The 25672-nt window shown below is 63.5% G+C and carries 29 protein-coding genes; 20 read left to right on the forward strand and 9 right to left on the reverse strand.

The annotated features are described in order from the left end of the window. The first annotated feature begins 192 nt into the window (after positions 1-192). From LB536_RS24790 to deoA, 6 genes are read left to right on the forward strand one after another with little or no spacing between them, the layout of a single operon-like run. Entirely contained in the window at positions 193-1725 is a 1533-nt protein-coding gene (locus LB536_RS24790; RefSeq protein ID WP_224597219.1) for an ABC transporter ATP-binding protein, read from the forward strand. Further along, positions 1722-2861 carry an ABC transporter permease gene (locus LB536_RS24795; protein ID WP_140811524.1) on the forward strand — a complete coding sequence of 380 codons (1140 nt, stop codon included), beginning with the start codon at positions 1722-1724 and terminating at the stop codon, positions 2859-2861. The genes LB536_RS24790 and LB536_RS24795 overlap by 4 nt, the downstream gene beginning before the upstream one ends. A gap of 1 nt (position 2862) precedes the next feature. Then, positions 2863-3834 (forward strand): ABC transporter permease, encoded by a 972-nt coding sequence (locus LB536_RS24800; RefSeq protein ID WP_224597222.1) that lies wholly within the window; start codon positions 2863-2865, stop codon positions 3832-3834. Between the two features lie 31 nt (positions 3835-3865). Further along, entirely contained in the window at positions 3866-4258 is a 393-nt protein-coding gene (cdd, locus tag LB536_RS24805) for a cytidine deaminase (protein ID WP_224597224.1), read from the forward strand. A gap of 47 nt (positions 4259-4305) precedes the next feature. Continuing rightward, a complete protein-coding gene (locus LB536_RS24810; protein WP_140756222.1) occupies positions 4306-5115 on the forward strand; it encodes a purine-nucleoside phosphorylase in 810 nt (269 codons plus the stop codon). Next, a complete protein-coding gene (gene deoA / locus LB536_RS24815) occupies positions 5115-6434 on the forward strand; it encodes a thymidine phosphorylase (protein WP_224597226.1) in 1320 nt (439 codons plus the stop codon). The genes LB536_RS24810 and deoA overlap by 1 nt, the downstream gene beginning before the upstream one ends. A gap of 7 nt (positions 6435-6441) precedes the next feature. On the opposite strand, the gene LB536_RS24820 is transcribed toward deoA, so the two are convergent. The 3 genes from LB536_RS24820 to LB536_RS24830 form a co-directional block, all read right to left on the reverse strand. Continuing rightward, positions 6442-7005 carry a TIGR02281 family clan AA aspartic protease gene (locus LB536_RS24820; protein WP_140756226.1) on the reverse strand — a complete coding sequence of 188 codons (564 nt, stop codon included), beginning with the start codon at positions 7003-7005 and terminating at the stop codon, positions 6442-6444. Positions 7006-7126: 121 nt separating this feature from the next. After that, positions 7127-7756 carry a uracil phosphoribosyltransferase gene (gene upp / locus LB536_RS24825; RefSeq protein ID WP_015315749.1) on the reverse strand — a complete coding sequence of 210 codons (630 nt, stop codon included), beginning with the start codon at positions 7754-7756 and terminating at the stop codon, positions 7127-7129. A 145-nt stretch (positions 7757-7901) separates the two neighbouring features. Further along, positions 7902-8876, reverse strand: coding sequence for an adenosine deaminase (locus tag LB536_RS24830; protein WP_224597228.1), 975 nt, complete (start codon positions 8874-8876; stop codon positions 7902-7904). A gap of 134 nt (positions 8877-9010) precedes the next feature. On the opposite strand from LB536_RS24830, the gene ubiE reads away from it, so the two are divergent. From ubiE to coaBC, 3 genes are all read left to right on the forward strand, one after another. After that, positions 9011-9787 (forward strand): bifunctional demethylmenaquinone methyltransferase/2-methoxy-6-polyprenyl-1,4-benzoquinol methylase UbiE, encoded by a 777-nt coding sequence (ubiE, locus tag LB536_RS24835; protein WP_224597230.1) that lies wholly within the window; start codon positions 9011-9013, stop codon positions 9785-9787. A 70-nt stretch (positions 9788-9857) separates the two neighbouring features. Further along, on the forward strand, positions 9858-11432 hold the full coding sequence (gene ubiB, locus LB536_RS24840; protein ID WP_224597232.1) for a 2-polyprenylphenol 6-hydroxylase: 1575 nt from the start codon (positions 9858-9860) through the stop codon (positions 11430-11432). A gap of 90 nt (positions 11433-11522) precedes the next feature. Then, the gene (gene coaBC, locus LB536_RS24845; protein WP_224597234.1) at positions 11523-12995 is read left to right on the forward strand and encodes a bifunctional phosphopantothenoylcysteine decarboxylase/phosphopantothenate--cysteine ligase CoaBC; all 1473 of its coding nucleotides are present in this window, start codon (positions 11523-11525) and stop codon (positions 12993-12995) included. A 154-nt stretch (positions 12996-13149) separates the two neighbouring features. On the opposite strand, the gene LB536_RS24850 is transcribed toward coaBC, so the two are convergent. Beyond that, positions 13150-13731: an invasion associated locus B family protein gene (locus tag LB536_RS24850; RefSeq protein WP_224597236.1), complete on the reverse strand. Its 582-nt coding sequence runs from the start codon at positions 13729-13731 to the stop codon at positions 13150-13152. Then, positions 13731-14234: an autotransporter outer membrane beta-barrel domain-containing protein gene (locus tag LB536_RS24855; RefSeq protein WP_224597238.1), complete on the reverse strand. Its 504-nt coding sequence runs from the start codon at positions 14232-14234 to the stop codon at positions 13731-13733. The genes LB536_RS24850 and LB536_RS24855 overlap by 1 nt, the downstream gene beginning before the upstream one ends. A gap of 143 nt (positions 14235-14377) precedes the next feature. Between LB536_RS24855 and LB536_RS24860 the strand changes: the two genes are divergently transcribed. Both LB536_RS24860 and LB536_RS24865 read left to right on the forward strand, forming a co-directional pair. Continuing rightward, positions 14378-14680 carry a hypothetical protein gene (locus LB536_RS24860; RefSeq protein ID WP_140756231.1) on the forward strand — a complete coding sequence of 101 codons (303 nt, stop codon included), beginning with the start codon at positions 14378-14380 and terminating at the stop codon, positions 14678-14680. 128 nt (positions 14681-14808) lie between these two features. Continuing rightward, a complete protein-coding gene (locus LB536_RS24865) occupies positions 14809-15285 on the forward strand; it encodes an NUDIX hydrolase (RefSeq protein WP_140756233.1) in 477 nt (158 codons plus the stop codon). A gap of 196 nt (positions 15286-15481) precedes the next feature. On the opposite strand, the gene LB536_RS24870 is transcribed toward LB536_RS24865, so the two are convergent. Next, positions 15482-16021: a GNAT family N-acetyltransferase gene (locus LB536_RS24870; protein WP_140756490.1), complete on the reverse strand. Its 540-nt coding sequence runs from the start codon at positions 16019-16021 to the stop codon at positions 15482-15484. 229 nt (positions 16022-16250) lie between these two features. Between LB536_RS24870 and LB536_RS24875 the strand changes: the two genes are divergently transcribed. After that, positions 16251-16706: a DUF2214 family protein gene (locus tag LB536_RS24875; protein ID WP_224597241.1), complete on the forward strand. Its 456-nt coding sequence runs from the start codon at positions 16251-16253 to the stop codon at positions 16704-16706. Here LB536_RS24875 and nth read toward each other — a convergent pair. Next, positions 16700-17506 carry an endonuclease III gene (gene nth / locus LB536_RS24880; RefSeq protein ID WP_224597244.1) on the reverse strand — a complete coding sequence of 269 codons (807 nt, stop codon included), beginning with the start codon at positions 17504-17506 and terminating at the stop codon, positions 16700-16702. The genes LB536_RS24875 and nth overlap by 7 nt on opposite strands. Positions 17507-17528: 22 nt before the next feature. On the opposite strand from nth, the gene LB536_RS24885 reads away from it, so the two are divergent. Continuing rightward, positions 17529-18023: a DUF2244 domain-containing protein gene (locus LB536_RS24885; protein WP_224597247.1), complete on the forward strand. Its 495-nt coding sequence runs from the start codon at positions 17529-17531 to the stop codon at positions 18021-18023. A 35-nt stretch (positions 18024-18058) separates the two neighbouring features. On the opposite strand, the gene LB536_RS24890 is transcribed toward LB536_RS24885, so the two are convergent. Next, a complete protein-coding gene (locus LB536_RS24890) occupies positions 18059-18874 on the reverse strand; it encodes a class I SAM-dependent methyltransferase (protein WP_224597249.1) in 816 nt (271 codons plus the stop codon). A gap of 115 nt (positions 18875-18989) precedes the next feature. Between LB536_RS24890 and LB536_RS24895 the strand changes: the two genes are divergently transcribed. The 5 genes from LB536_RS24895 to LB536_RS24915 all read left to right on the forward strand — a co-directional run bounded on the left by LB536_RS24895 (position 18990) and on the right by LB536_RS24915 (position 23560). Beyond that, a complete protein-coding gene (locus LB536_RS24895; RefSeq protein ID WP_224597252.1) occupies positions 18990-19868 on the forward strand; it encodes a methylated-DNA--[protein]-cysteine S-methyltransferase in 879 nt (292 codons plus the stop codon). A 178-nt stretch (positions 19869-20046) separates the two neighbouring features. Beyond that, on the forward strand, positions 20047-20952 hold the full coding sequence (locus LB536_RS24900; protein WP_224597255.1) for a ribokinase: 906 nt from the start codon (positions 20047-20049) through the stop codon (positions 20950-20952). A gap of 1 nt (position 20953) precedes the next feature. Then, on the forward strand, positions 20954-22396 hold the full coding sequence (locus tag LB536_RS24905) for an amidase (RefSeq protein WP_224597258.1): 1443 nt from the start codon (positions 20954-20956) through the stop codon (positions 22394-22396). 94 nt (positions 22397-22490) lie between these two features. Then, complete coding sequence (locus LB536_RS24910) at positions 22491-23105, forward strand: LysE family translocator (RefSeq protein WP_224597261.1); 615 nt, start codon at positions 22491-22493, stop codon at positions 23103-23105. A 176-nt stretch (positions 23106-23281) separates the two neighbouring features. Continuing rightward, the gene (locus LB536_RS24915; RefSeq protein WP_224597263.1) at positions 23282-23560 is read left to right on the forward strand and encodes a hypothetical protein; all 279 of its coding nucleotides are present in this window, start codon (positions 23282-23284) and stop codon (positions 23558-23560) included. Between the two features lie 45 nt (positions 23561-23605). Here LB536_RS24915 and LB536_RS24920 read toward each other — a convergent pair whose 3' ends face one another. Beyond that, the gene (locus tag LB536_RS24920) at positions 23606-24550 is read right to left on the reverse strand and encodes a nucleoside hydrolase (RefSeq protein ID WP_224597265.1); all 945 of its coding nucleotides are present in this window, start codon (positions 24548-24550) and stop codon (positions 23606-23608) included. 301 nt (positions 24551-24851) lie between these two features. Between LB536_RS24920 and LB536_RS24925 the strand changes: the two genes are divergently transcribed. Beyond that, on the forward strand, positions 24852-25277 hold the full coding sequence (locus LB536_RS24925) for an Hsp20 family protein (RefSeq protein WP_013893014.1): 426 nt from the start codon (positions 24852-24854) through the stop codon (positions 25275-25277). Between the two features lie 64 nt (positions 25278-25341). Further along, complete coding sequence (locus LB536_RS24930; RefSeq protein ID WP_015315721.1) at positions 25342-25599, forward strand: DUF1150 family protein; 258 nt, start codon at positions 25342-25344, stop codon at positions 25597-25599. Positions 25600-25672 lie beyond the last annotated feature (73 nt).

A 25672-nucleotide genomic window follows, 5' to 3' on the forward strand; every position in this document is an offset into this window, starting at 1 on the left:
GCGACACCTTGCGCCGCAACGTCAAATCGACCTCGGCATATTAGCGAAGGCGAGAGCTTCGGCCACGTTCGAAATTGACAAGCGCGCGCGGATTTGTCGAGAGTGGACGCTGCTCCGGACAATTGGCACGGGCGGAGCGTCATGCTAGGCGTCTTGACCAAGCGATAAAAAATTAAGAGTGGGACGGGCTGCATGGCGCAAGCCGCAATCGAACTGATCGGCATCAACAAGAGTTTCGGCGCGGTGCGCGCCAACCGCGACATCAATCTGGAGATCGCGCGCGGCACCATCCACGGCATCGTCGGCGAGAATGGCGCCGGCAAGTCGACGCTGATGTCGATCCTCTACGGTTTCTACCAGGCCGACAGCGGCGAGATCCGTGTCGGCGGCCAACCGGCGTCGATCAAGACACCCAACGACGCGATCGCGCTCGGCATCGGCATGGTGCACCAGCATTTCATGCTGGTCGACAATTTCTCGGTGCTGGAGAACATCATCCTCGGCGCCGAAACCGACGCGCTTCTGAAGAGCAGCATCGCCAAGGCGCGCTCCGAGCTTGACCGGCTGGAACGCGAATACGGGCTGGAAGTCGATCCCGATGCGATCATCGAGGAACTGCCGGTCGGCCTGCAGCAGCGCGTCGAAATCCTTAAGGCGCTCTATCGCGGCGCCGAAATCCTGATCCTCGACGAGCCGACGGGCGTTCTGACGCCGGCCGAGGCCGACCACCTGTTCCGCATCCTCAGGCAGTTGAAGGAACAGGGAAAGACGGTGGTGCTGATCACCCATAAGCTGCGCGAGATCATGGCCATCACGGACACCGTGTCGGTGATGCGTCAGGGCACGATGGTGGCAACCCGGGAGACCAGGAAAACCACCGTCGAGGAACTGGCGGAACTGATGGTCGGGCGCCGTGTGCTGCTGAGGGTCGAAAAGGCCGAGGCCGAAGCCGGCGCCGTCAAACTCGCGGTCAAGAACCTGACGGTCAGGGATTCCCGCGGCGTCACCATGGTCGACGACGTCTCCTTCGATTTGCGCGCCGGCGAGATCGTCGGCATCGCCGGCGTCGCCGGCAACGGGCAATCCGAATTGCTCGAGGCGATTTCCGGCATCAGGCATGCCGTTTCCGGTTCCGTGATGCTCGAGGGCAAGCCGATCGATCTCACCGGCAAGGCCGATCCCGGCGAATTGCGCGACCGCGGCCTCGCCCATGTGCCGGAAGATCGCCACCATGTCGGGCTGGTGCTGGCCTTCGAGGAAAACGAGAATTCCATCCTCGGTTACCACGACGATCCCCGCTATCTCAAAGGGCCGTTCCTCAACGTCGACGCCATCATGGCCGATGCCAAGGACAAGATCGAGAAATACGACATCCGTCCCGGCAATCCGCGCCTGAAGACCGCCAATTTTTCCGGCGGCAACCAGCAGAAGATCGTGCTCGCGCGCGAAATCGAACAGGATCCCGGCGTGCTCATCGTCGGCCAGCCGACGCGCGGCGTCGATGTCGGCGCCATCGAATTCATCCACAAGCGCCTGATCGCCATGCGCGACCAGGGCAAGGCGGTGCTGGTGGTCTCGGTCGAGCTCGACGAGATCCGCTCGCTCTCCGACCGCATCCTGGTGATGTTTGCCGGCCGCATCGTCGGCGAGCGCGGCCCCGACGCGACCGAAGGCGAGCTTGGCCTGCTGATGGCCGGTGTCGAGCATCAGGAGGCAGCACAATGAGCACGCCTTACGCCAAATTGCCGGCCTGGGCCGACTACGGGCTGATCCCGCTGATCAACCTGTCGGTCGCCTTCATCGTCGCCGGCTTCGTCGTCATGCTGGTCGGCGAAAACCCGTTCCGCGCCGCCGTCATCCTGGTCGAAGGCGCCTTCGGCAAGGGAACAGGCATCGCCTTCACCCTATTCTATGCCACGACCTTCATATTCACCGGGCTTTCGGTGGCGGTGGCGGCGCATTGCGGCCTGTTCAACATCGGCACGGAGGGGCAAGCCTACATCGCCGGCCTCGGCATCGCCATCGTCTGTCTTTCCTTCGACAGCACGCTGCCCTGGTGGCTGACATTTCCGCTGGCCATCGTCGCCTCGGCGCTTGTGGGCGCGTTGTGGGCGTTAATTCCCGCCTACCTCCAGGCCAGGCGCGGCTCGCACATCGTCATCACGACGATCATGTTCAACTTCATCGCCGCATCGATCATGGTCTACCTGCTGGTCGGTCCGCTGAAGCCGGCCGGGTCGCAGGCGCCGCAGACGCGCAACTTCCTCGCCGGCGCCGAACTGCCGAAGCTCAACTGGATCATCGAACTGTTCGGGGCCAAGATCCGCTCGGCCCCGCTCAACATCTGCTTCCTGCTGGCGCTGGTGATGGCCTTCCTGGTCTGGCTGCTGATCTGGCGCACAAGGCTCGGCTACGAGATGCGCACCTATGGCCACAGCCCGAAGGCGGCCCGCTATGCCGGCATTTCGGAAACCCGCATCATCATCACCGCCATGATGATTTCGGGCGCGCTGGCCGGCATGATGGCGCTCAATCCGGTGATGGGCGACCAGCACAACGTCGCGATCGACTTCGTTTCGGGCGCCGGTTTCGTCGGCATCGCGGTGGCGCTGATGGGCCGCCTGCATCCGGTCGGGATCGTGCTGGCGGCAATCCTGTTCGGCATGCTCTACCAGGGCGGCGCCGAACTCGCCTTCGAGATGCCGGCGATCAGCCGCGACATGATCGTCATCATTCAAGGGTTGGTCATCCTCTTCGCCGGCGCGCTGGAGCACATGTTCAGGCCCTATATCCAGGCTCTGTTCGCTTCGTTCAGCCCGAAATCGGTGGGCATGCAAGCGGTCAACGGAAAGGGCGCTTGAGATGGATATCTTCAACGCAATCATCCAGGTGCTGGACTCGACCATCCGCCTGTCGGTGCCGCTGCTGCTTGCCTGCCTCGCCGGCCTCTATTCGGAGCGGGCCGGCATTTTCGACATCGGCCTCGAAGGCAAGATGCTGGTCGGCGCCTTCGCGGGTGCCGCCGCGGCATCCGTTTTCCATTCGGCGCTTCTCGGCCTCGGTATGGCGATCCTGATCTCTGTCGCCTTCGCGTTGGTGCACGGCTTTGCCTCGATCACCCATCGCGGCAACCAGATCGTTTCGGGCGTGGCGATCAACTTCGTCGCCGCCGGATCGACCATCATCCTCGGCCAGGCCTGGTTCCAGCAGGGTGGCCGCACGCCGGCGCTGCAACCGGGCGAGCGGTTCGAGGCGATCATCTGGCCTGGCGCCGACGCGGCCAGGGACGTGCCGATCATCGGCCCGATCTATGCCGAATTGATCTCCGGCCATTCGATCCTCGTCTATTTCGCCTTTGCGATGGTGCCGTTCACCTGGTGGGTGCTGTTTCGCACGCGCTTCGGTCTCAGGCTGCGCGCGGTCGGCGAAAACCCGGCCGCGGTCGACACCGCCGGCATCTCGGTCGCCTGGCTGCGCTACCGCGCGCTGATCTGCACCGGCATCCTCACCGGCGTCGCCGGCGCCTATCTGTCGATGGTGCAGAATGGTGGCTTCGTGAAGGACATGACGGCGGGCAAGGGCTACATCGCGCTGGCCGCGCTGATCTTCGCCAAGTGGAAGCCGGTCAACGCCATGTTCGCCTGCCTGCTGTTCGGCTTCCTCGACGCGGCGTCGATCCGCCTGCAGGGGACACCGCTGCCCATTGTCGGCAAGGTGTCGGTGCAGTTCATGCAGGCCCTGCCCTATATCCTCACCGTCGTCCTGCTCGCTGGCTTCATCGGCAAGGCCATCCCGCCGCGCGCCGGCGGCGTGCCTTATGTCAAGGAACGCTAAGGGTCGAGAGCACATCGGAGAGAATAACTGAATGTCGCATGATCTGTTCGAAGCGGCCAAGGCCGCCATGGCCAAGGCCTATGCGCCCTACTCGAATTTCCCGGTGGGTGCCGCTTTGCGCACCGAGGATGGACGCATCTTCACCGGCGCCAACATCGAGGTCGCCTCTTATCCGGAAGGCTGGTGCGCCGAGACCACCGCGCTTGGCCACTACATCATGGCTGGCGGCGGCAAGATCGTGGAAATCGCCGTCCTTGCCGAACGCATGGCCAAATGCTCGCCTTGTGGTGGCTGCCGCCAGCGGCTGGCCGAATTCTGCCGTCCGGAAACCAAACTCTATCTCTGCGACGCCTCGGGCGTCGCCGAGACCGTGACCATGGGCGACATGCTGCCCTATGGTTTTCGCGGTGACCTTCTCAAATGAAAAGCTGGCTCAAATGAGAAGCTGGCTCAAATGAAGCGTAGGCCGAGATGACGGAAAAGGCGCTGGACCATCTTATCGAAAGGCTGGACGGCCTAGCGCCGTCGACCGCGCTGGTGCTGGGTTCGGGCTTGGGAGGCCTAGTCGACCGGATCGAGAATCCGATCCGCGTCTCCTATGCCGACCTGCCCGGCTTTCCCATGAGCGGCGTCAGCGGCCATGCCGGCGAAGTGGTGGCCGGGCTGTTTGCCGGCGTTCCGGTGCTGATGCTGTCCGGCCGCGCCCACTACTACGAGCATGGTAACGCCGCGGCGATGCGTCCGGTGCTCGAAGTGCTTGCCGGCATCGGCATCACGAAACTGATCCTCACCAACGCAGCCGGCTCGGTCGATCCGGATATGCCGCCGGGCTCGGTGATGCTGCTCACCGACCACATCAACTTCTCCGGCACCAATCCGCTGATCGGCGAGCCGAGCGACCGCCGTTTCGTCGGCCTGACCGAAGCTTATGATGCCGGCATCCGCGACGCGATCGAACGCGCGGCGAAGGCGACCGGCACAGCGCTGCACAAGGGCGTCTATATGTGGTTCTCGGGTCCCTGCTTCGAGACGCCGGCCGAAATCCGCATGGCGCGCGTCATGGGCGCCAACGCCGTCGGCATGTCGACCGTGCCGGAAGTCATTCTCGCCCGTTTCCTCGGCCTGCGCGTCGCCGCCTGCTCGGTCATCACCAACCTGGCCGCCGGCATGACCGGAGCCGAGCTTTCGCACCAGGAAACCAAGGACATGGCGCCGGTTGGCGGATCGCGGCTGGCAACGGTGCTGCAGCGCGTGTTTCGTGACGGGCTTCTGGAGAGCTGATGCTTCCACAGGAAATCATCCGCCACAAGCGAGACGGCCACAGGCTGGCGCCTCATGAGATCGCCGCCTTCATCGACGGCGTGACGTCGGGCGCCGTAACCGACGGCCAGGTCGCGGCCTTCGCCATGGCGGTGTTCTTCAACGGCATGAACCGCGACGAGGCCGTGGCGATGACGCTTGCCATGCGCGATTCCGGCGACGTGCTCGACTGGTCGGATTTGCCGGGCCCCGTCACAGACAAGCATTCGACGGGCGGTGTCGGCGACAATGTCTCGCTGATGCTGGCGCCGATCGTCGCCGCCTGCGGTGCCTATGTGCCGATGATCTCGGGCCGAGGTCTCGGCCATACCGGCGGCACGCTGGACAAGATGGACTCCATTCCCGGCTACACCAGCCAGCCCGACATCGCGCTGTTCCGCAAGGCGGTGCTGGAAACAGGCTGCGCCATCATCGGCCAGACCGCCGATCTGGCACCTGCCGATCGCCGGCTCTACGCCATCCGCGACGTCACCGGAACCGTGGAATCGGTGCCGCTGATCACCGCATCGATCCTGTCGAAGAAGCTCGCGTCAGGCCTGCAATCGCTGGTGCTCGACGTCAAGGTCGGCAATGGCGCCTTCATGGAGAAATCCCGTGATGCGACCGCGCTCGCCAACAGCCTGGTCGAGGTCGCCGGCGGCGCCGGACTGAAGGTCTCGGCGCTGATCACCGGCATGAACGAACCGCTGGCCTCGGCCGCCGGCAATGCGGTCGAGGTGCGCAATGCCGTCGATTTCCTGACCGGCCGCTTGCGCGACCGGCGGCTGGAGGACGTGACGCTGGCGCTTGCCGCCGAAATGCTGCAGTCGGCGGGGCTGGTATCGTCCAACCAGGACGGCATGCGCCGCGCCACCGAGACGCTCGCCAGCGGCCGCGCCGCCGCCACATTCGCGCGCATGGTGACAGTGCTTGGCGGCCCCGCGGATTTCATCGAAAAGCCGGAAAAATACCTGCCCGAGGCGGCAACGGAATTCGCGATCAAGGCGACGACGGACGGCTTCGTTACCGGCATAGCCACCCGCGACATCGGCCTCGCGGTGGTCGGGCTGGGCGGCGGGCGCGCACGGCCCGACGACAAGGTCGACCCCGCGGTCGGCATCACCAGGTTGCTGCCCATAGGCGCGGAAGTAAACGCCGGAGATGCGCTGGCGCTGATCCACGCCCGCTCACAATCCGATGCCGAGGCGGCCGCCGCGACCGTGCTTTCAGCCTATGCGATCGGTGCTTCGAAGCCGGCCGCCGACAAGTCTGTCATCCGGCGGATTCTGCCGCGCGGCTGAGTGGACACTACTGAACCAATAGCAATGTGCCGTTCTCGGCCTGGTATTTGCCGAGCCGACTGAGGAAGCTCATGCCGATCAGGTTGGTGCGCAGTGCCTTGTCGTCGAGCACGATCGCCTGCACACTGTCGACGCTGATGCTGCCGATCTGCAGGCGGTCGATCATCACCACGGCTGCCTTGATGGTGCCGTTGGCGGTGTTGACCTCGTGGCTGAAATCGGCGGGATTGAGCGACAGCCCGATCCGGCGCGCCGTCGACGTATTGACCGCCACCAGCGTCGCGCCGGTGTCGATCATGCCGTCGATCTGACGGCCGTTGAGCTTGAAGGTGGACGAGAAGTGTCCACGCCCGTCCGCCGCGACCACGACCTTGCGGCCGGTCGGCAGCGGCGCCACCGGCTTGTCGGGAACGGACGCCAGGCTGACCTCGGGTTGCGTCTCGGCCCCAGGCTTGGTTGTCACCGCCGATTTCAGCAGGTTTTCGAATATTCGCGGATTCGACTGGTAGACAACCGGGATCGATGCCGACGCACCGGCAAAGACGCTGAGGATAAGAAGCTTGCGCAGCATGGATCGGCCTTTGTGATGGCCGATCCTTTTTAGCCCCGTATGGTGTTCGCCGCTTTAATGCGCGTCGAAACCGCGTCTTTGCGTAAACATTTGGTAAATCACACCAGCATTTTGCCTGATGTTACTTCGTCCCGTACATGCGATCGCCGGCGTCGCCAAGGCCGGGCATGATGTAGCCCTTCTCATTGAGCTGGCGGTCGATGGACGCGGTGAAGACCGGAACATCCGGATGCGCCTTGGTGAAGCGCTCGATACCTTCGGGCGCCGCCAGCAGGCACAGGAAGCGGATATTGGTGGCGCCGCGCTCTTTCAACTTGTCGATCGCCGCGATCGCCGAATTGGCGGTCGCCAGCATCGGGTCCACGACGATGACCAGCCGGTCGGCGAGGTCGCTCGGCGCCTTGAAGAAATACTCGACAGCCTCCAGCGTCTCGTGATCGCGGTAGAGGCCGACATGGGCCACGCGGGCCGCCGGCACCAGGTCGAGCAAGCCTTCGAGCAAGCCGTTGCCGGCGCGCAGCACCGAGGCGAAGACCAGCTTCTTGCCCTCCAGCGTCGGAGCTTCCATCGTCTCCATAGGCGTTTCGATCGTTGTCGTCGTCAGCTCGAGATTGCGGGTCACCTCATAGCCGAGCAGCAGCGAAATCTCGCGCAGCAAGCGCCGGAAACCGGCCGTCGAGGTCTCCTTCTTGCGCATGATGGTCAGCTTGTGCTGGACAAGTGGATGGTCGACGACGGTGACGCCCTTCATGATGTTCTCCTGATGCATGTCGCCCGAAACCGCGCCTGGATCCCTTCGGACGTGCCGCGCTTCAAGCTGCTTGGGCGAACCCTAGCGACATTGGGCCGGCCAAGGAACCGCTTGGGCCGCACGGACCACAGCTTTGTCGGAAGAATCAGCGAGTGGCGCTGTTCAGCCGGGCGAGAAGCGCTGTCTTGGTCTTCTTGTCGACGAAAGCGGCCTCGATGGCGGTTCTGGTGACGGCGGCGAGCGCTTTCTCGTTCATCGCGAAATGCTCCGCCGCAATGTCGTATTCGCGCTTCAGCGAGGTCCAGAAATAAGGCGGGTCGTCGGAGTTGAGTGTCACCTTGCAGCCGGCCGCCTGCAGGGCCGGAAACGGATGATCGGCGAAACTGTCGAACACCTTGAGCGCGATGTTGGAACCGGGGCAGCACTCCAGCACGACGCCCTCGTCGGCGATGCGCCGGACAAGGTCGGGATTCTCGATGGCACGCACGCCATGGCCGATGCGCGACGGGCGGATATGGTCGAGTGCCGCCTGGACAGTCTGCCAGCCCGTCAGTTCGCCGGCATGGACGGTGATGCCGAGCCCGGCCTCGCGCGCGATCTCGAAAGCCCTGACATAGTCTTCCATGTCGCCTATGCGCTCGTCGCCGGCGACGCCGAAACCGGTGACCAGTGGGTGCCCGCAACGTACCGCGAAGCGTGCCGCCCGTTCGATCGATTCGACGCCGAGATGGCGCACGCCAGTGACGATCATGCGCCCCTCGATGCCGGTCTTGGCCTTGGCTCGGAGCATGCCTTCGCCGAGCGCGTCGGTGTAGGCCTTGGGTGACAGCCCGGCTTTCGTCGCGTGGTCCGGCGAGGTGAACACCTCGGAGTAGATTGCCCCGTCGCGCGCCAGGCTGGTCAGATAATGGTCGGCCAGCCGCGCATAATCCTCCTCGGTCCGGAACAGGTCGGCGGAAAAGTCGTAAGCCGCGAGAAAGGAGGTGAAATCGTCCCAGACGAAGGACCCGTTCTGGATGTAGGGCGAGGTATCCTTGCCGTATTTCTGCGCCTGGCGGATGACGAGATCGGGCGCCGCTGCCCCTTCGATGTGGCAGTGCAGTTCCGCTTTCAGAGGCATTCAAACATCCCGTCGGTCAGTCCAGGTCTCGAAAACCCGCCACCTGGAAGCGCGGCTGAACACCGCGCCTTAAACAATAGCGCCCGCACCATCGATCGGCTATGGTCCCGCCGGTTTTATGACGGATCAAAAAAATGTCAGTTGAGAGAACCACGGCCGCCGGCGGCATGGAAACCTCCTATGGTTTCAAGCGTGTAGGGGAAGGCGAGAAGCAGTCCCTGGTCAACGATGTTTTCCACAAGGTCGCCAATCGCTACGACCTGATGAACGACCTGATGTCTGGCGGCCTGCACCGGCTGTGGAAGGATGCCATGGTCGCCTGGCTCAATCCGCCAGAGCGGGCAGGCTGGCGTGTGCTCGATGTTGCCGGTGGCACCGGCGACATCGCCTTCCGCATCGTCGCTGCCAGCCATGGCCATGCCCATGCCACCGTGCTCGACATCAACGGCTCGATGCTCGCCGTCGGCCGCGACCGGGCTGAAAAGAAGGGCCTGTCCGGCAACACCGATTTCGTCGAGGCCAACGCCGAGGAACTGCCCTTCGCTGACGCCAGCTTCGACGCCTACACCATCGCGTTCGGCATTCGCAACGTCCCGCATATCGACGTGGCCCTGGGCGAGGCGTTCCGCGTGCTGAAACCCGGCGGCCGCTTCCTGTGCCTGGAGTTTTCCGAGGTCGAGATGCCGTTGCTCGACAAGGTCTACGAAGCCTGGTCGTTCAATGCCATTCCCAGGATCGGCAAGTTGGTCACGGGCGACGGCGAGCCCTATTCCTATCTGGTCGAATCGATCGCGAAATTCCCCAATCAGCAAAACTTCGCGGCGATGATTTCCCGCGCCGGCTTCGACCGCGTCTCCTTCCGCAACTATTCAGGCGGCATAGCGGCCCTGCATTCGGGCTGGAAGCTTTGACGCCGTCGCCCATCTCCAACACGCGACGTGCCTTGCGCCAGTTCGATGAACCGGTGGGGCGGACGCGGCCATGAGCACCGTCAGCGCGGGATTCCGGCTCGTACGGGCCGGTTGGGTGCTGGTGCGCGAGGGCGTCGTCGCGGCCTTGCCCGGCGAGGGACTGTCCGGCCTGCCGAAACTCGGCTGGCGGCTGGCGCGGCTGTTCACCCGCCGACGCGCGCTCGCCTATGAGCGCAGCGATCGGCTGGCCAAGGCAGTGGTCCGGCTCGGCCCATCCTACGTCAAGCTTGGCCAGTTCCTGGCGACGCGGCCCGATGTCGTCGGCAACGACATGGCGCTCGATCTCGCCATGCTGCAGGACAAGATGCACACATTTCCGAAGGCCGAAGCGATCGCGGCCGTCGAGGCCTCGCTCGGCCGCAAGGTGGGCGATCTCTACGCGCGGTTCGGCGATCCCGTCGCGGCTGCCTCCATCGCCCAGGTGCATACCGCCGACACCATGCATGATGGCGTGACCACCCAGGTGGCGGTGAAAGTGATCCGGCCGGGCGTTCGCCGCCGCTTCTTCCACGATCTCGAAAGCTATTTTCTCGCCGCCCGCCTGCAGGAGAAATACATCCCTTCCTCGCGCCGGCTGCGGCCGGTCGAGGTGACCGAGACGCTGGCCCAGACCACGAAGATCGAGATGGACCTGCGCCTTGAGGCGGCGGCACTCTCCGAACTCGGCGAGAACACCAGGGAAGACCCTGGCTTTCGCGTCCCTTCGGTGGACTGGGAACGCACCGGCCGCGACGTGCTGACCATGGAATGGGTCGATGGTGTCAAGATGAACGACATCGCCAGCCTGCAAAGCGCCGGCCATGACCTGAAGGCGATCGCCGCCAATCTCATCCAGTCCTTCCTGCGCCATACGCTGCGCGATGGCTTCTTCCACGCCGACATGCATCCGGGCAATTTGTTCGTCGAGGCAAACGGCACCATCGTCGCCGTGGATCTCGGCATTGCCGGACGCCTCGGCAAGAAGGAGCGCCGCTTCCTCGCCGAGATCCTCTACGGCTTCATCACACGCGACTATCTGCGCGTCGCAGAGGTGCATTTCGAAGCCGGCTATGTGCCGCGCCAGCACAATGTCTCTGCCTTCGCGCAGGCGATCCGTGCCATCGGCGAGCCGATCCACGGCCAGCCCGCCGAAACCATTTCGATGGCCAAGCTTCTGACGTTGCTGTTCGAGGTGACCGAACTGTTCGACATGGCGACGCGGCCTGAACTCATCCTGCTGCAGAAGACGATGGTGGTTGTCGAGGGCGTGGCGCGCACGCTCGATCCGGCCTTCAACATGTGGAAGACAGCCGAGCCGGTGGTCAGTGGCTGGATAGCCGGGAATCTCGGGCCGCGCGGCTTGCTGACCGACGCGCGCGACGGCGGCAAGGCGATGCTGGCGCTGATCCGCCAGGCGCCGGAACTCGCGCTCCGTACGGAACGGCTGTCGCGAGAGATCGACCTGATGGCCGAGCACGGCCTGCGCTTCGATGAGGCGACCGCCCGCGCCATAGGTAAGGCCGAGGCGCGCTACAGCCGTTCCGGCCGTGTGGCGTTGTGGGTGATCGCGCTGACGCTGGTCTATATCGCCTGGAAGACATTTTAGGCCTGCCCTCGGGGCGAGGCCAGCGGCTTGCGGTAATTTGATTGCATTGCTATCATCGCTATCAGGCAGGATGGGGCAGAGTGCAATCATATGGCCAGCATCACGATCCGCAACCTGGATGATGAGGTCAAGGAACAGCTGCGCCGGCTCGCGGCGGAAAACGATCGTTCCATGGAAGAACAGGCGCGGGTGATGATCCGGGCCGCTGTCGACGGTCAGATCGGCCCGGTCGGCCGTCTCGACCAGATCGAGAAAGCCCTCCGCGAACTGGCCGGTTCGCAAGGCGCCCCAACCCCGGCGTCAGCCTTGGCAGGCAACAGCTTGCCCCTAGGCTCACTTTCCAACAGACGCATCCTGCTCATCATCGGCGGCGGCATCGCCGCCTACAAGGCGCTCGACCTGATCCGCCGGTTGCGCGAGCGTGGCGCGGCGGTGCGGGTGGTCATGACGTCGGCGGCGCAGGAATTCGTGACGACGCTGTCGGTCGGGGCGCTTTCCGCCGACCATGTCTTCACCGACCTGTTCGACCGCAACGATGAACACGATGTCGGCCACATCAGGCTGTCGCGCGAGGCGGACCTCCTGGTGGTGGCGCCCGCCACCGCCGACCTGATGGCCAAGCTCGCCAATGGCCATGCCAACGATCTGGCCTCGACCGTGCTCATCGCCACCGACAAGCCGGTGCTGATGGTCCCGGCGATGAACCCGAAGATGTGGTCGCATCCCGCCACCCGCCGCAACCGCGCGACGTTGAGCAAGGACGGCATCGCCTTCGTCGGCCCCGCCAAGGGTGAAATGGCCGAGAGCAACGAGGCCGGCGAAGGCCGCATGGCCGAACCGCTCGAGATCGTCGCCGCGGTCGAGGCGCTGCTCGATGCCGGCCCCAAGCCGCTGGCGGGGCGCAAGATCATCGTCACGTCAGGCCCGACGCATGAGCCGATCGATCCCGTGCGCTATATCGCCAACCGGTCGTCCGGCAAGCAGGGCCACGCCATTGCCGCGGCACTGGCAAGGCTTGGCGCCGATGTCCGCCTTGTCTCGGGTCCCGTGAGCATTGCCGACCCGGCCGGTGTGAAAACCATCCATGTCGAGCGAGCGCAGGAAATGCGCGACGCGGTGGAACAGCTGCTGCCCGCCGACGCCGCGGTGTTCGTCGCCGCCGTTGCCGACTGGCGCACCGAGAATTCAGCCGGTGAGAAGATCAAGAAGGTCGCGGGCGAAGGCCCGCCGGTGCTGCGCATGCTCGAAAACCCCGACATCCTAGCGGGCATTGGCCACCACGAGCAGCGACCCGGCCTGGTCGTCGGCTTTGCAGCCGAGACGCAGGATCTCTTGCACAACGCCGAGGCCAAGCTCGCGAAGAAAGGTGCCGATCTCATCGTCGCCAACGATGTGTCGCAGACCAGCGGCATCGGTCCTTCAGGCGTGATGGGCGGCGATCGCAACCGGGTGCGGATCGTGTCGAAGTCCGGCGTCGAGGAATGGCCTGAAATGACCAAGGACCAGGTGGCGGCGCGGCTCGCCGCGCTCATCGCCGAGCGGTTGAAGACGATCGTTGTCTGACAAGTGTTGACGGAAGCCGCCGACATCCCGTCGCTCGCGGTGAGCTAGAGCAATTCCAGGAAAAGTGCGTAGCGGTTTTCCGTCCGGAATTGCGTGAAAACAAATAGTTAGAGCGGTCCAGCGATTCTATCAAACGCTGAACCGCTCTAAGCCGTCAGTTGGCCAAAAGCTCCGCTGTGCGGGCAAGCGCCCCGCCGAAGCCGTTGAGCGGAATGGAAAAGCTTACGACTTGCCCGGTATCGGCCGCGAACGCGTCGATCTTCAGCGTGGTGCCGTTCTTCAGCAGCGGCGTGACATTGGCATCGAACGCCACCGGCACCAGGCAGCCGACCACCTGGCAGGTGTTGAATGGAAGGCTGCCGTCGAGCTTCTGGTCGTCTATGGTCAGCACGACACCCTTGGCAAGCGCCAGGCCGAACGGCAGGGCAAGGGTTCCGCTCGCATCCTCGCCGGTCTTGCTCGACAGTTCGATCGCCAGCAGTCGCTGGTTGCTTTGCTTGTTGAATTGCTGATGCGACAGGCTGCAGACCTTGTTCGTGCCCGATATCTGGCAATTGACCGTCCAGTCGCCATGGGTTTCGGACAAGGCCGATGCACCGCCGGGCAGCTGCGGCGCGGCGACTGCGGCGGGCGGTGTTGCCGCCACCTTGTCGCTCTTGGTTTGCGCCGCCATGGCCGGCAGGCCGGCGATACAGGCAGCACCCAGCACTGCTGCGAAATACGCGTATTTCCTCATCAAGATCTCTCTCGCCCGGCCCGGCCCTGAGCCAGCCTAGAAACTGACCTTGAGAGACGCGCTGACTGCATTCTGTTGACCGTTTCCCCGAAGGCGCCATTATACCTGACGGACATGCCGACACCATTGACGCCATTCAACTCGAGGCCGGCGCCGACCCGATAGAGCGGCGAATCGATCGCTTCCGTCAAGTGCAATGCCGGGTTGCCGGGCAGATTCTCCGCAGCCGCAAAGCGGCCTTCGATCTCCCACTGCTTGGTGGAAAACTCCACCCCGGCCTTTCCATAGAGGCGAAGACTGGCAATATCGCTGAGTGCGATGTCGGTTCCGATTTCGAGCGCCGGCGTCGCCGCATAGAAGGTGTCTGCCGATCCATCGAAGTTGAAACCGGCAACCGACCCTTCTTCCTTTCCGGAAACACGCAGCCAGCGCGCGTCGAACTGCAAGGTCGGCTGCAGGTAGAACGCGCCCATCTGTTGCGTGAAGCCAAGCCTTGCACGCACCTGTCAGCGCCAGGGCGTCGCGATCTGGTTGTTGAGGTCCACGTCGCGGTTGGAGTGAGGGCGGTCAACATTCCCGCCATGGCATCGCCGGACAAACACCCTATATATCTGGTGTGATGAGATTTTTTTGCAGGAATGAGCGGATGTACACGCGTCGTTCGCCGATGATTTTCGTACTGGCAATGCTGGCTGGTGCCGCCGGCATTACGTCGCCCGCTTCCGCGCAGGTGCTCAATCCAGCCGTCAGAAACAATATGCTCATCCAGCAGGATGATCTGCAAGCCTTGCAGAACCGGATTCAGCGGCAGCAATTTCAGCAGCAGCAACAGCAATATCGTGCCCAGGATCGCGTCATCGTCCAGCAGCCTCCGCCTGTCGTTCCGCAGGTCAGGCCGAGCTGCCAGATGCAGATAATCGGCAATACCGCCGTCAGCACCTGCCGCTGACAGCCGGGCAACCTTCTTTTATTTAGCCGACTTACATGATAGGGCACTTTGGGTGCCCCTGCGGTAGTTTGGATTTTGCAAAGGCGTCGCATCACGCTAAGGGGCATTACAGCGACTGGATTGTTGAGATGGCAGCCACCAAGAAAAAGGCCGTACGCCAGGCCGAGAATGGCCAAAGGATCCGCCAGGTGGCGGCGATTCCCTTTCGGCTGAACACTCACGGTGACATCGAGGTGATGCTGGTCACATCGAGAACGACGAGACGCTTCATCGTGCCCAAGGGGTGGCCTATGAAAGGCAAGAACGGGCGCAAGGCAGCCACCATCGAGGCGCTGGAGGAAGCCGGCGTGGTTGGCAAGACGCTGAAGCAGCCGGCGGGCACGTATTCCTACTGGAAACGCTTGGCCAACCGCTTTGTCCGCGTCGACGTCGTCGTGTTTCTGCTGGAAGTGACGGAAGAGCTTGCCGACTGGCAGGAAGCCAAACGGCGGCAGCGGGCTTGGCTGGCGCCGGCCGACGCCGCGATGCTCATCGACGAGCCCGATCTCGCGACGCTGGTGAACACCTTGAAGCTTCCCGGACCTGCGCCGCTCGAGCAGGCATAAGCCCGTCGATGCGGCTTTCCTGCAACGTGTGAAAGCGCCCGAGCCTCGCGGCGGAGACTCTGCCTTAGCTCCCGCGGCTCTTGAAAAGGGCCGCTAAATTTCGAAGTCCTCGTTCAGGCGCTGGTCGCCAGCCCGAGCCTCCATACGCTTTCGGCGGTTCGCGCCTATGTCGGCGGCGAAAGGGGCTAGAACTGCCTCAGGACAGCCGCTCCAGCAGGATTGTCGGGGCGTCGTGATAGACGGTTCGCACCGCTTCCCGGTAGCCGCATTTCGTTGCGACGTTCAAGGAGGCGGTGTTCTCGGGATCGATGATGCAGACGGTTCTGACAGACCCGAACGTCTCTTCGCCCCATGCCAGGACGCGGCCGACGACCTCGGAGGCAAGCCCCGCCCCGTGCGCGGCCGCCGCCAGCGCCCATCCGGCCTCCGGAATGCCTTCAATCGACGGCTGCATCTCACGCTTCAGATCATGAAAACCGGCTTCACCGATAAAATGGCCGGTGGCCTTTTCTTCGATGGCCCAGAATCCGTAGCCCAGCAGCGACCACAGGCCTGCGTGACGCAGGAAGCGCATCCAGCTTTCTTCGCGTGTGCGGGGCTTGCCGCCGATGAAACGGGTGACGACCGGATCGGCCCACATCGCGGCATAGGCATCGAAATCACCGAGCCGGTGTGCCCGCAGGATGGTTCGCGGCGTCTCGATGACCGGAGCGATGGTCGCTTGCGTCGTGTTCATTGCATTTGCCTCGCGTTACGGCCTGCGGTTAGCAAATCGCCGGCGCGGTGCAAGAGCCAGGGAACCAGGAACCGTCATCCAGGACAAAGCCGCAACGTCCGGCAGCCTTCATGATATCCGGGCCGCGCTATGGGATTTTCGCGCGGCGGTGTTATTTTCGACATGGGCTGATTCAGCGCGTCCCATTCATTCAGGCGCCGGCCGGTGCCGCCGATCCAAGGAAAACCGCATGGACACCACCGACCTCGTGCTCGCCATCTTCCACCATGTGCTGGTGTTCTCGCTGGCCGGGATCATCGGCGCCGAATTCGTGCTGATCCGTGGCGAAATGCCGGCCGCCACGCTCAAGCGGCTCGCCGGCATCGACCGCCACTACGGCATCATCGCCGCGCTCATCATCATCGTCGGCATCGGCCGTGTCGTCTGGGGCCTCAAGGGTTGGGAGTTCTACGTCTACAACTGGGTGTTCTGGGCCAAGATGGCGGCGTTCGGCATCGTCGGCCTGCTGTCGATCGTCCCGACCGTCCGTTTCATTTCCTGGAACAGGCAGGCCAGCGCCAATCCTTCCTTCGGCGTGCCCTCGAGCGAACTGGCCTCGGTAAAGACCTTTATCCGCGCCGAGGCGTTCGTATTCCTGCTGATCCCGGTCTTCGCGGCGGCGATGGCGCGTGGCTACGGCTACTGATCTTCTGCAACCGAGGTTTCGAGCGGGGCGATCGGCACCAGCGGTGCCGGAATGCTGGTCGTCTTCACCTCCGCCTTGCAGATATCGGCGATGACGCAGGCCGGGCAATCCGGCTTGCGCGCCTTGCAGACATAGCGGCCATGCAGGATCAGCCAGTGATGCGCATGGCGCATATATTCGTCCGGGATGATCTCCAAAAGTCCCTGCTCGACCTGTTCCGGGGTCTTGCCAGGCGCCAGGCCAAGTCGGTTGCCGATGCGCAAAATGTGGGTGTCGACCGCCATCGTATGCTGGCCGAAGGCCATGTTGAGCACGACATTGGCGGTCTTGCGCCCGACACCAGGCAGCTTGACCAGCTCATCGCGGTCATCCGGCACCTCGCCGCCATGGTCGCGGATCAACGCCTCCGATAGTGCCATGACGTTCTTGGCCTTGTTGCGCCAGAGCCCGATGGTCCTGATGTAGTCGCCGACCTTGGCTTCACCCAGCGCCAGCATCTTTTGCGGCGTATCGGCGGCCTTGAACAAGGCACGCGTCGCCTTGTTGACGCCGGCATCGGTCGCTTGCGCCGACAGCACCACCGCAACCAGCAGCGTGAAGGGGTTGACGTGTTCGAGCTCGCCTTTCGGCTCCGGCCGCTGCACCGAAAAGCGCCGGAATATTTCATGCACTTCAGCCGGGGTGTAGCGCGAAGTCCGCCGCACGGGCCGTGGACGCGGGTTGGCGTTGGAGCCATCGCGCCGTCCGGGCGGCGGCTCTTTTTCGGACATGGATGATTCTTTGGACTTGGGGCGCGCCATTTCCCTCCTATAATAGTCTGTCATGAGCGATACAAACGCCTCGTTCCAGGCTGACGAGCCCTTCTTTCACGCATTGCTGACCCCACATCGGTCGCTGGGCAGGACGGGCTTCCTGATCCTGATGGGCGCGCTGCTCTTCGGCTGGCTGGTGACGGGTGCGTTTTTCCTGTCGCGTGGCGCCTGGCCGGTGTTCGGCTTCTTCGGCCTTGACGTGGTTGCAGTCTATATCGCCTTCCGCGTCAATTATCGGGCTGCCCGCGCCCGCGAGGAAGTGTCGGTCTCGCGCACCAGCCTCGATATCCGCAAGACGGCCCCTTCGGGAAAGTCGGAAGCGCATCGCTTCAATCCGTTCTGGGCACGGTTTTCGGTCGCCCGTCACGCCGAGATCGGCATCACCGGAATGACCGTGGAAGCACAGGGGCAGAACGTGCCGATCGGCGGCTTCCTCGACCCCGATTCCCGCGAGAGCTTTGCCACCGCCTTCTCGCGCGCGCTGGCGACCGCCAAGGCGCGCTAGAAGCAACTCCAGCAAAAGTGTGAAGCGGTTTTCCGTCAGAAGCGATAACGCAGCAGCCTGCCGATCTTGCGCAGCGCCGGAATGTACTTCCAGAGGCGGACGAACAGCTTGGCGGACCAGGCCATGCGAGCAGCGTGCTCAGGCTTATAGGCTGAGATATCCTCGACAAAGCGCAGCTTCGGAATCGCCCTTTCCAGCTCGTGCGGGTCGTCGATCGCCCAGTGGACCTCGGCGCCCGTCGCCTTGATGGTCGGGTTGAGCCGAAGCAGCATCAGCCCGAAACGGCTGTAGGCGTCGAACATCAGTTCGCCCCCGGCAAGATGCGAGACAAGCCGTGAAAGCAGGCGCAGCCCTTCGTCCGCCGGGAGATAGGGCGTCAGCCCTTCCGCCACCACGATGGCCGGGCGGTTGCTGGGTACGTCAGCCAACCAGCCGGGCTCGGTCACCGACGAAGCGATGACGTGGTAATGGTCGCGCAACGGGTAGAGCTTGCGCCTGAGTCCGATCACCTCGGGATAGTCGACATCGAACCAGTCCACCCCTGGTGGGGGATCGACCCGGAAGATGCGGGTATCAAGCCCGCAGCCCAGATGCAGCACGATGGCGTCAGGATTTCTGGCCAGGAAATCCTCGACACGGACGTCCAATGTCTTGGCCCGGATCGCCAGGCCGATGCCGAGATTCTCGTCGACCTTGAGCCTGGCGAAATCATAGTCGATCTTGCGCAGCGCCGCGTCGGCGAAATGATCCCCAAGCAGCGAATCCGGCATCCGGCTCTCCAGCGCCTTGCCGTAGAGCGTCATGAGCAAGGTCTCTTTTGCTCCCGTCAGATGTACTTTTTCGCCAGCCATGAGCGGCTCCCTGGCTCGAATCCCGAGTCTATCTGGACAAGTGCTGCAAGAAGGCAAGTTTCGGGTGGCGATCGGCGCCCCAAGGGGCGATATTCCAGCCCAAGGAGACAGGTCCATGAGCACACACACGGCAGTCCTCGAGAAGGACATCACGCCCGAAGGCAGCGACTACGAAATCGTGCGCCGCGCCATCGAGAAGATCAGCCTCGACTATCGCGACCAGCCATCGCTGGAGGAACTCGCCGAAGAGGTCGGCGAGACGCCGACCGGCTTGCAAAAACTCTTCACCCGCTGGGCCGGCCTGTCGCCCAAGGCCTTCCTGCAGGCGGTGACGCTGAACCATGCGCGCAAGCTGCTCGATTCCGGCATGCCGCTGCTCGAAACATCATTCGAACTGGGCATGTCCGGCCCCGGCCGACTGCACGACCTGTTCGTCACTCATGAGGCGATGTCGCCGGGCGACTACAAGACGCGCGGTGCTGGCCTCACCATCCGCTACGGCTATCATCCCTCTCCCTTCGGCACCGCCCTGATCATGGCCACGGACCGCGGGCTTGCCGGCCTCGCCTTCTGCGACGCCGGCGAGGAGCGCGCCGCCTTCGCCGACATGTCCAGCCGCTGGCCCAACGCCCTCTATGTCGAGGACAGGGAAGCGACAGGCCCCTATGCCGCGCGCATCTTCGAGCCGACGCTGTGGCGCGCCGACCAGCCGCTGCACGTCGTCATGATCGGCACCGATTTCCAGGTCCGCGTCTGGGAAGCCTTGCTGCGGATCCCGATGGGCAAGGCCCGCACCTATTCCTCGATCGCCGCCAGCATCGGCGCGCCGAGCGCCAGCCGGGCGGTCGGCGCCGCCAACGGCGCCAACCCGCTCTCTTTCGTGGTGCCTTGCCACCGCGCCATCGGCAAATCAGGCGATCTCACCGGCTATCACTGGGGCCTGACCCGCAAGCGCGCCATCCTAGGCTGGGAGGCGGGACAGATTTCGTCCTGAAGGACACTGATACGGCAACACCGGCGAAGCCTTTCGCGGATGCCTTCATCTACGGACAAACGATATCGCCCTGCTGACCTGCAAATGGCGCAGCACGTTGGCGCCTGCCATAACAGCATCCTCTGGAAAGCCATGATCTTACAGGATAGCTTCCGGCTCATTCAGCAGGAGGCATTTCTTGATTATCGTCATCGGCTCGATCAACCTCGACCTTATCGCCAATGTCGACCGCTTGCCGAGCCCCGGTGAGACGGTGAGCGGTTCCGGTTTCACGACGGCGCCCGGCGGCAAGGGCGCCAACCAGGCGCTCGCCGCCGCACGTGCCGGCGCTCAGGTGCGCATGGTCGGCGCCGTCGGCAAGGACACTTTCGCAGCCGAAGCGCTGGCGTTGCTGCGCGAGGCCAAGGTCGACCTGTCAGGCGTGGGAGAAACCTTTGCCTCGACCGGCACGGCGCTGATCATGGTCGGCGACGACGGCGAGAACATCATCGCCGTGGTTCCCGGCGCCAATGCTTCCGTGGTGCCCGGCGACCTCTCCAAGGCTTTTCTGAAAAAGGGCGACGTCGTGCTGCTGCAGCATGAGATTCCGCTCGCGACGATCGATGCGGCACTCGACCAGGCAAGGACGGCCGGCGCGGTCACGGTGCTCAACACGGCCCCGTTCCACGCCGAAGCGGCCGACTTCCTCGGCAAGGCTGACTACGTCGTCGCCAACGAGACCGAGTTCGACCTCTATGGCGAGGCCCTGGCGCTCAGCGGCCGCGATCGGGCGGCGCGCATGCGCGATTTTGCGAGGAAGACCGGACGCACCATCGTTGTCACGCTTGGCGGCGACGGGGTGATGGCGGCGACGCCGAGCGATTTCCTGACCGTTCCCGCGTTGAAGATCACGCCGGTCGACACGGTCGGGGCCGGCGACACATTCTGCGGCTATTTCGCGGCCGGCCTGTCGTCGGGCCTCACGCTCGAACAAGCACTTGCGCGTGCCGGCGCCGCCGGCTCGCTGGCTTGCCTCAAGCCCGGCGCTCAGCCGGCGATCCCGCTGGCGAAAGACGTCGATCAAGCCTTTCAAGAGGCCCGTTGAGATGATGCGTCCGCGTACGAAGCATGCCGTACCCGCGGCCAGCGACATCTGCCGCCTGTCCGCGGTCGAACTCGCCGACGCGATCCGCCGAAAGAAACTCTCCGTGCGCGAGGTGGTGACAGCGTTCCTCGACCGCATCGATGCGGTCAACCCGCTGGTCAAAGCCATCGTCTCGCTGCGCGACCGCGCCGACATCCTGCGCGAGGCCGACGCCGCCGATGTCAGGCGGACGGATGGACCCGGCTCCCTTTTTGGCCTCCCCATCGCCATCAAGGACCTTGCCTCGACCACCGGCCTCAGGACCTCGTTCGGCTCGCCGATCTTCGCCGATTTCGTACCGCAAGAAGACGATTTCTTCGTCGAACGCATCCGCAAGGCCGGCGCCATCATCATCGGCAAGACCAACGTTCCCGAATTCGGGCTGGGCTCCAACACCTACAACAACGTGTTCGGACCGACGCTGAACGCTTTCGATCCGGCGCTCACCGCCGGCGGCTCAAGCGGCGGTGCGGCGGTGGCGCTGGCACTGGACATGGTGCCCATCGCCGACGGCAGCGATTTCGGCGGCTCGCTGCGCAACCCGGCGGCCTGGAACAATGTCTACGGCTTTCGGCCATCGCAGGGGCTCGTGCCCAGCGGTCCCGACTTGGAGGTCTTCCACGCGCAGATGGGCGTCGAGGGGCCGATGGGCCGCAACGTCGCCGACATGGCGCTGTTGCTCGACGTGCAGGCCGGTTACCATCCGCAGGCGCCCCTATCCTATGAGAAGCAAGGCTCCTTCCTCGAAGGACTCGCGGCGGCGGCCGGCGGCCGCATCGCCTGGCTCGGCGACCTCGGCGGCCATCTGCCGATTGAACCCGGCATCCTCGATCTGTGCGAGGCAGCACTCAACCGATTCGCGGATGCCTCCTTCCTGACGGAACCGCTGTTGCCGGATTTCGATTTCGAGGCACTCTGGCAGGCCTTCGTGACGCTGCGCCAGGCCAGCAGCGGCTGCGCCCTCAAAGTGCACTATGACGATCCTGCCAGGCGCGGCCTGCTGAAGCCGGAAGCCGTCTGGGAGGTGGAGAACGCCATGCGGCTGACGGCGCCGCAAATCCGCGCGGCCTCGGTCGTCCGCACCTCCTGGCACCGGGCGCTGCTGTCGATCTTCGACCGCTTCGACCTCATTGCGCTGCCGACCGCGCAGGTCTTTCCCTTCGAGGTCGGCATTCATTGGCCCCGCGAGGTCGCGGGCCAAGCGATGGATAGCTACCATCGCTGGATGCAGGTTTCAGCCTTTGCCACCTTGGGCGGTTGCCCGGCGGTCAATGTGCCGGTCGGCTTCGACGACAGGGGCCGACCCATGGGCATGCAGTTGATCGGCCGGCCACGCGGCGACCTCGCCGTGCTGAAGGCCGCGGCCGCCTATGAGACGACGTTGCCCTGGCCGGCCGGCGCCTGAGCCAGGCGCGCCGCGCACCGGCTTGCGTCGTCCTTGCCGCCATGCATTGATTGTCGTCTTACAGGCCGCGATAGCGGCATTGCGAGGGATAATCATGTCGCTGGAACTCTACGCCGCCTATGTTCTTGCCTGTGTCGTCATCATCCTGGTGCCCGGTCCGACGGTCACGCTGATCATCGCCAACAGCATCCGCCACGGAACTCGTGCCGGTCTCGCCAATGTCGCCGGCACGCAGGCTGGCCTTGCCGTCATGATCGCAATCGTCGGCATTGGCCTCAACACGCTGATCTCGGGCATGGGCCACTGGTTCGAGTGGGTCAGGTTGATCGGCGCCGCCTATCTGATCTGGATGGGCGTACAGATGTTCCGTTCCAAGGGCACGCTGAACTCCGACGGAACCGCCCGGAAACCACGCGGTGGCTTCTTCCTGCAGGGCCTGCTGGTCGCGCTCAGCAATCCCAAGACGCTGATCTTCTTCGGCGCCTTCTTTCCGCAGTTCATCGCGCCGCAGGGCAATTATTCGCTGCAGATCGTCGTCATGGGCCTGACAGCCATGATCTTCGCCGCCATGTCGGATTCGACCTACGCGCTCGCCGCCGGCCGCGCCGGCCGCATGCTGTCGGCCAGCCGTGTCAAGCTCCTGTCGAGGATCAGCGGCAGCTTCATGGTCGGCGGCGGTCTGTGGCTGGCGTTCTCGAAGGCGAAGTAACCATGAAAGCGCCTTCTTCATAAATTTTTGCAGAGACATATTGAAGAATTGTACGCTGCTGCACAACTCTTCAACATGCGCAAATCAAACGTTTCCTTTCGGGATCGCTTGCTTATTTGGCAATACGAATACAGCGACGCCGTGATCGGCGTCGCTTTCTTCTGGCCTTTGCGCTGATGAAATCCATTGCGATTGTGGGGCTTCAGGCCAATCCGGTCGTCGCAACCCAACGCGTGATGGCCGTGGTCGAATACATCAGAGTGAAGCCTATCAGCCCGTACGCCATGGTAGGTCACAATCTATACTACACCTACGATGTGCGCCTTGATGACGACAACACGCGGATATCGATAGACGACGACGTCGAGCAATCGCATCTTATTGGCTCCCTCGTTCCTATTGAACGACAACACCACAAACACGGCGTCGACACTTATCGATTGCTCAGTGGGTGACAACGCGCGCTAGTGACAAGGCGCGCTTGTGCCTGTTCCAAAACGTCAGTTAAGCCGCCCCAGCCTCTCCACCAGCAAGGCAAAAAACCCGTCATGGTCGATGTCGCGCATCACCATGGCGTTCTTTGCCCGCTTGGTCACGCCCCACCAGTCGATCACGGTCATGCCCATGGTCAGTTCCGAGGCCGTCTCGATGCTGACGTTGCAGTTGCGGCCCTTGAACAGGTCCGGCCTCAACAGGTAGGCGATGACGCAGGGGTCGTGCAGCGGCCCGCCGTCGGTGCCGTACTTCTCCTCGTCGTAACGCTCGAAGAATTCGAGCATGTCCGCCGTGGCGATGCCGACCTTGCTGCCAAGCTTGCGGAAGGCCGCGATGCGCTTGGACGTGGTCAGCGCCTTGTGGGTGACGTCGAGCGGCATCATCACGATCGGGATGCCGGACTTGAAGACCAGATCGGCGGCCTGTGGATCGACATAGATGTTGAATTCGGCGGTCGGCGTGACGTTGCCGCCTTCGAAGAAGCCGCCACCCATCAGCACGATTTCCTTGATGCGCGGTGCAATGCCCGGTTCGCGGATCAATGCCAGCGCTATGTTGGTGAGCGGCCCGAGCGGGCAAAGCGTGATGGTGCCGCTCTCCTCCTTCATCAGCGTCTGGACAATGAAATCGACGGCATGCTGCTCCTGCAGCTTCATCGTCGGTTCCGGCAGTTGCGGCCCGTTGAGACCGGTCTTGCCATGCACTTCCTCGGCGGTGACCAGTTCGCGCGCCAGCGGACGGATGGCGCCGGCATAGACCTTGATATCGGGCCGGCCGGCCAGTTCGCAGATCTTGCGGGCGTTCTTTTCGGTCAGTTTCAGCGGCACGTTGCCGGCAACGGCGGTAATGCCGATGATGTCCAGTTCGCTGCTGCCGAGCGCCAACAGAATGGCGACGGCATCGTCCTGGCCGGGATCGGTGTCGATGATGATCTTGCGTGGTTGGGGCATTTCAATTCCTTGTTTGGCTGGCCATCAGCTCACCGGGCCAATCATGCGCCCGAAAGACGCCAACCGGCTGCAAGCCGCCGAACCGCTTGACGGGGAACGGTCCCGGCCTGCGCGCTTCTCCTTGCATCCGCGCGTCGTTTCAAGCGCCATGTCGAATATTCCTGTGAGTCCACGATTGGTCTTTTTGGGCGGGTCTTTTGGTGGCTTGAAGTTCGCCGCGGGGCGGACCATATCAAGGCCATCGGGAAAAATGCCATTTGGGTTTTTCCAGTTTATGTCGCTCTTGAGAGGACAGTGTAACATGAGCCGAATGACGCCTTTCTCCAGCCCGCTTCTTTTGGGTTTCGACGCCATGGAAAAGACCCTGGAGCGTCTGGCGAAGTCCGGCGACAGCTACCCTCCCTACAACATCGAGCGCCTCAGCGGTGCCGACGGCAAGGCCGAGAGGCTACGCATTACGCTCGCCGTCGCCGGTTTCGCCGAAAGCGATCTCGATGTGACAACGGAGGAAAACCAGTTGGTCGTGCGCGGCCGTCAAACCGACGACACCGAACGCGAATTCCTGCATCGCGGCATTGCCGCACGCCAGTTCCAGCGCTGCTTCGTGCTGGCCGACGGCATGCGCGTGATCGCTGCGGAGTTGAAGAACGGCCTTTTGTCGATCGATCTCGATCGGCCGGAGTCCGAACGGCTGGTACGAAAAATAAATATATCGGTGAAAGACTGATCTTCACTGATGGCTCTTATGCGGGATGGCCTTGAGCGGCGTCCTCGCGCCAAGGAGGCTTGAAATGACCAGAACTGACGAAACCATCACCATGACCAGCGGCGAATTCGCCCATCTCGGCGAGGGCTCGGTCGCCTATCTGCGCAAGGTCTCGAGCGACGAACTGCTCGGCCGCTTCCCCAACATCGGCGAAATCGCGCCCGGTATGGAGCTGTGGGCTCTGTTTGGCGCCAACGGCCAGCCGATCCTGCTTTCCGATGCGCGTGACCGCGCACTGGCCGGCGCCATGGAAAACGACCTGACCACCGTCGCCATTCACTAGGGCGTAGTGACGATTTAACTACCTGAGCCAGATAGCGATAGCGGCAAGTTTGACAAAGCCCATGAAGTTGGCG

Origin of the sequence: Mesorhizobium sp. ES1-3, from assembly GCF_020164795.1 — a bacterium.
GTDB lineage: Bacteria > Pseudomonadota > Alphaproteobacteria > Rhizobiales > Rhizobiaceae > Mesorhizobium.

Bases quoted from the DNA above. Each gene is read 5' to 3' on its own strand.
- cdd (WP_224597224.1), top strand. From the start codon at position 3,866: ATGTCGCATGATCTGTTCGAAGCGGCCAAGGCCGCCATGGCCAAGGCC.
- nth (WP_224597244.1), bottom strand. From the start codon at position 17,506: ATGGCGCGCCCCAAGTCCAAAGAATCATCCATGTCCGAAAAAGAGCCG.
- ubiE (WP_224597230.1), top strand. From the start codon at position 9,011: ATGTCAGTTGAGAGAACCACGGCCGCCGGCGGCATGGAAACCTCCTAT.
- upp (WP_015315749.1), bottom strand. From the start codon at position 7,756: ATGAAGGGCGTCACCGTCGTCGACCATCCACTTGTCCAGCACAAGCTG.
- LB536_RS24915 (WP_224597263.1), top strand. From the start codon at position 23,282: ATGAAATCCATTGCGATTGTGGGGCTTCAGGCCAATCCGGTCGTCGCA.
- LB536_RS24860 (WP_140756231.1), top strand. From the start codon at position 14,378: ATGTACACGCGTCGTTCGCCGATGATTTTCGTACTGGCAATGCTGGCT.
- LB536_RS24885 (WP_224597247.1), top strand. From the start codon at position 17,529: ATGAGCGATACAAACGCCTCGTTCCAGGCTGACGAGCCCTTCTTTCAC.
- LB536_RS24795 (WP_140811524.1), top strand. From the start codon at position 1,722: ATGAGCACGCCTTACGCCAAATTGCCGGCCTGGGCCGACTACGGGCTG.
- LB536_RS24865 (WP_140756233.1), top strand. From the start codon at position 14,809: ATGGCAGCCACCAAGAAAAAGGCCGTACGCCAGGCCGAGAATGGCCAA.
- LB536_RS24910 (WP_224597261.1), top strand. From the start codon at position 22,491: ATGTCGCTGGAACTCTACGCCGCCTATGTTCTTGCCTGTGTCGTCATC.
- LB536_RS24850 (WP_224597236.1), bottom strand. From the start codon at position 13,731: ATGAGGAAATACGCGTATTTCGCAGCAGTGCTGGGTGCTGCCTGTATC.
- deoA (WP_224597226.1), top strand. From the start codon at position 5,115: ATGCTTCCACAGGAAATCATCCGCCACAAGCGAGACGGCCACAGGCTG.
- LB536_RS24820 (WP_140756226.1), bottom strand. From the start codon at position 7,005: ATGCTGCGCAAGCTTCTTATCCTCAGCGTCTTTGCCGGTGCGTCGGCA.
- LB536_RS24920 (WP_224597265.1), bottom strand. From the start codon at position 24,550: ATGCCCCAACCACGCAAGATCATCATCGACACCGATCCCGGCCAGGAC.
- LB536_RS24800 (WP_224597222.1), top strand. From the start codon at position 2,863: ATGGATATCTTCAACGCAATCATCCAGGTGCTGGACTCGACCATCCGC.
- LB536_RS24810 (WP_140756222.1), top strand. From the start codon at position 4,306: ATGACGGAAAAGGCGCTGGACCATCTTATCGAAAGGCTGGACGGCCTA.
- LB536_RS24875 (WP_224597241.1), top strand. From the start codon at position 16,251: ATGGACACCACCGACCTCGTGCTCGCCATCTTCCACCATGTGCTGGTG.
- ubiB (WP_224597232.1), top strand. From the start codon at position 9,858: ATGAGCACCGTCAGCGCGGGATTCCGGCTCGTACGGGCCGGTTGGGTG.
- LB536_RS24870 (WP_140756490.1), bottom strand. From the start codon at position 16,021: ATGAACACGACGCAAGCGACCATCGCTCCGGTCATCGAGACGCCGCGA.
- LB536_RS24790 (WP_224597219.1), top strand. From the start codon at position 193: ATGGCGCAAGCCGCAATCGAACTGATCGGCATCAACAAGAGTTTCGGC.
- LB536_RS24890 (WP_224597249.1), bottom strand. From the start codon at position 18,874: ATGGCTGGCGAAAAAGTACATCTGACGGGAGCAAAAGAGACCTTGCTC.
- coaBC (WP_224597234.1), top strand. From the start codon at position 11,523: ATGGCCAGCATCACGATCCGCAACCTGGATGATGAGGTCAAGGAACAG.
- LB536_RS24930 (WP_015315721.1), top strand. From the start codon at position 25,342: ATGACCAGAACTGACGAAACCATCACCATGACCAGCGGCGAATTCGCC.
- LB536_RS24895 (WP_224597252.1), top strand. From the start codon at position 18,990: ATGAGCACACACACGGCAGTCCTCGAGAAGGACATCACGCCCGAAGGC.
- LB536_RS24905 (WP_224597258.1), top strand. From the start codon at position 20,954: ATGATGCGTCCGCGTACGAAGCATGCCGTACCCGCGGCCAGCGACATC.
- LB536_RS24925 (WP_013893014.1), top strand. From the start codon at position 24,852: ATGAGCCGAATGACGCCTTTCTCCAGCCCGCTTCTTTTGGGTTTCGAC.
- LB536_RS24830 (WP_224597228.1), bottom strand. From the start codon at position 8,876: ATGCCTCTGAAAGCGGAACTGCACTGCCACATCGAAGGGGCAGCGGCG.